Annotated in this window: 5 protein-coding genes; 3 read left to right on the top strand and 2 right to left on the bottom strand. The window is 48.8% G+C overall.

All coding sequences use genetic code 11. The features are described from left to right. Window positions 1–135 precede the first annotated feature (135 nt). A complete protein-coding gene (locus tag V2154_RS24925) occupies window positions 136–249 on the bottom strand; it encodes a hypothetical protein (RefSeq protein WP_059570819.1) in 114 nt (37 codons plus the stop codon). 853 nt (window positions 250–1,102) lie between these two features. Between V2154_RS24925 and V2154_RS24840 the strand changes: the two genes are divergently transcribed. Then, window positions 1,103–1,330 carry a hypothetical protein gene (locus V2154_RS24840; RefSeq protein WP_224019247.1) on the top strand — a complete coding sequence of 76 codons (228 nt, stop codon included), beginning with the start codon at window positions 1,103–1,105 and terminating at the stop codon, window positions 1,328–1,330. Between the two features lie 47 nt (window positions 1,331–1,377). On the opposite strand, the gene V2154_RS24835 is transcribed toward V2154_RS24840, so the two are convergent. Further along, the gene (locus tag V2154_RS24835; RefSeq protein WP_000165998.1) at window positions 1,378–1,566 is read right to left on the bottom strand and encodes a Rop family plasmid primer RNA-binding protein; all 189 of its coding nucleotides are present in this window, start codon (window positions 1,564–1,566) and stop codon (window positions 1,378–1,380) included. A gap of 232 nt (window positions 1,567–1,798) precedes the next feature. Between V2154_RS24835 and V2154_RS24830 the strand changes: the two genes are divergently transcribed. Both V2154_RS24830 and V2154_RS24825 read left to right on the top strand, forming a co-directional pair. Next, window positions 1,799–2,038, top strand: a complete 240-nt coding sequence (locus V2154_RS24830; protein WP_001560795.1) for a hypothetical protein — start codon at window positions 1,799–1,801, stop codon at window positions 2,036–2,038. 23 nt (window positions 2,039–2,061) lie between these two features. After that, the gene (locus V2154_RS24825; protein WP_016247612.1) at window positions 2,062–2,361 is read left to right on the top strand and encodes a hypothetical protein; all 300 of its coding nucleotides are present in this window, start codon (window positions 2,062–2,064) and stop codon (window positions 2,359–2,361) included. The last annotated feature ends 93 nt before the right edge of the window (window positions 2,362–2,454 follow it).

The raw sequence follows: 2,454 nt of genomic DNA, 5'->3' as shown, positions 1-2,454 counted from the left end.
GGCGGTTTTTCGAAGGTTCTCTGAGCTACCAACTCTTTGAACCGAGGTAACTGGCTTGGAGGAGCGCAGTCACCAAAACTTGTCCTTTCAGTTTAGCCTTAACCGGCGCATGACTTCAAGACTAACTCCTCTAAATCAATTACCAGTGGCTGCTGCCAGTGGTGCTTTTGCATGTCTTTCCGGGTTGGACTCAAGACGATAGTTACCGGATAAGGCGCAGCGGTCGGACTGAACGGGGGGTTCGTGCATACAGTCCAGCTTGGAGCGAACTGCCTACCCGGAACTGAGTGTCAGGCGTGGAATGAGACAAACGCGGCCATAACAGCGGAATGACACCGGTAAACCGAAAGGCAGGAACAGGAGAGCGCACGAGGGAGCCACCAGGGGGAAACGCCTGGTATCTTTATAGTCCTGTCGGGTTTCGCCACCACTGATTTGAGCGTCAGATTTCGTGATGCTTGTCAGGGGGGCGGAGCCTATGGAAAAACGGCTTCGCCGTGGCCTTCTTGCTTCCCTGTTAAGCTTCTTCCTGGAAGATGCCAGGAAATTTCCGCCCCGCCAGTAAGCCGGTACCGCTCGCCGCAGCCGAACGACCGAGCGGAGCGAGTCAGTGAGCGAGGAAGCGGAATATCTCCGGGCTTATCTTTGGCACCGTACGCGCCATAGCTGCATTTTTTAATACGATGCAGGATAGGGCAGACGCCGCAAAATGACGTCATCCGACATCATTCCGCCGCGTTCGCCCAGTGACCTACAGTCGGCTCTGGGGTGTCGGGGCTGTGCCCTGACCAGGCGTTTTGGAGTATCGCCACCGTGGTGGCGGTGCTACAAAACATATCCTGTCCCTTCCTTGGCATCTCTGAAGTTTAGCCTGTATACACTCCGCTAGCGCTACGTGACTGGTTCAGGGCTGCGCCCCGACACCCGCTAAAAGCACTGACGCGCCTGCGGCTTGCCCAACCCCGCGCCGTCCGGGAAAGAATTTCCCGATCGACCCGACGTTTCTGTTTACCTGTGATGTTAACGTTTGGATCTTTTTCCCGGGTTTACCTATTTTCTTCTAATGAAGCGTTCACAGCTGACGTTAATAGATGGGTGCTTCATGTTTGGTTTTTCACCAGGAGAACTTATGAACCTTTGCCCCGATGAACGTCTGCTCTTTGTGCGGATGATTTCCGCTATGCTTCGCCGTTCGGGCGGTGATGCGGGTGCTGTTATGTTTGAGGCGTATCGCCATATTGTGTCCGATACCAATCAAGCTCGTCGTTCCTACATGCTCGACCTGCTCGAAAGCGTCAGGCATGACTATGTACACGGTGGATATACATAGTTGCCATGGATACGCTTTTCGTCTAAGTGAGCGTTCTTTTCGTCTCTTTATTCGCCGTCCTGTATGCCGAAGCGTGCGCTCAGCTTCTGATAAAGCGCTTCTGCCTGTTCGTGCATTCGCTCACAGTCGGCTGCCTCGTCATCAAGATCGAGCACGTCGAGTTTTTCGAGCAGCAGCAGCGACTGCGCCCGGATAAATTTTGCCATGTTCAGTGCGGCTGATTCCTGTTTTGTCATACGGCTTTTTCCCGGTTTTATGGTGATCGCAGACTGAAATCTTACTTCATTCACTTGAGTGCATAGCCATGCAGGTACGCAGAAATCATCAGGGGCGTTTTTTCTCGATATGGGCACAGAAAGGTGTATGTTTCAGGCCGGAGTCCTCAGAAACGCCCTGAGGGCGCCTGAGGTGGTGCGGGCAACGGATGTTATGTTCAATTCTGTTTTCTTCATATTATCTGGATAGGGAATGATAAAAAAAATCTGCATTACTGTTATCGTCGTTTTTTTGCTGTTGGTTGGCTATGGTGCTTGGATTGGATCTGAGCAAAATCAGCGAGGAGTATCTTTATTTGAGGTTGCATATACATACAACGCAATGAATCCAATTAGTCGGATCGGCTATACATTTATGCTGAAGAGAAATCATGCTTTAGTCGAGAGGGCTGGAGAGGTTAAGAAATCTATTGATAGCATGAGTGGTGAGTGATTTTTTAAATTTAAAGGACTGATATGAAAAAGATACTTTTTTGTTCGCTGCTTCTTCTTTCTGCAAGTTCATTTGCACAACAATTCCATTATCAGTGTGAAGGACGAGATTTAAAGATAATGCTTTCACCTAATGCAGCTTTTCTTGATGGTAAATCATTCGAATATAAGAATGGAGAGACGAATGGGGAAACGACAAAGATGACCTTCTTTGGTCCTTCTGGTGAGGTTCTCAAGTTTTTGGTTAATCCTGTCAACAACTTATATCGTATGGGGCTGACTTCAGGTGCTACATTTGAAGAGATAAATTGCACTGAAATCTAGAAATATTTTATCTGATTAATAAGATGATCTTCTTGAGATCGTTTTGGTCTGCGCGTAATCTCTTGCTCTGAAAACGAAAAAACCGCCTTGCAG

Source organism: Ewingella sp. CoE-038-23, from assembly GCF_040419245.1.
GTDB classification, from domain to species: Bacteria; Pseudomonadota; Gammaproteobacteria; order Enterobacterales; family Enterobacteriaceae; genus Ewingella; species Ewingella allii.
This window is presented reverse-complemented; position numbering and strand designations above follow the sequence as displayed.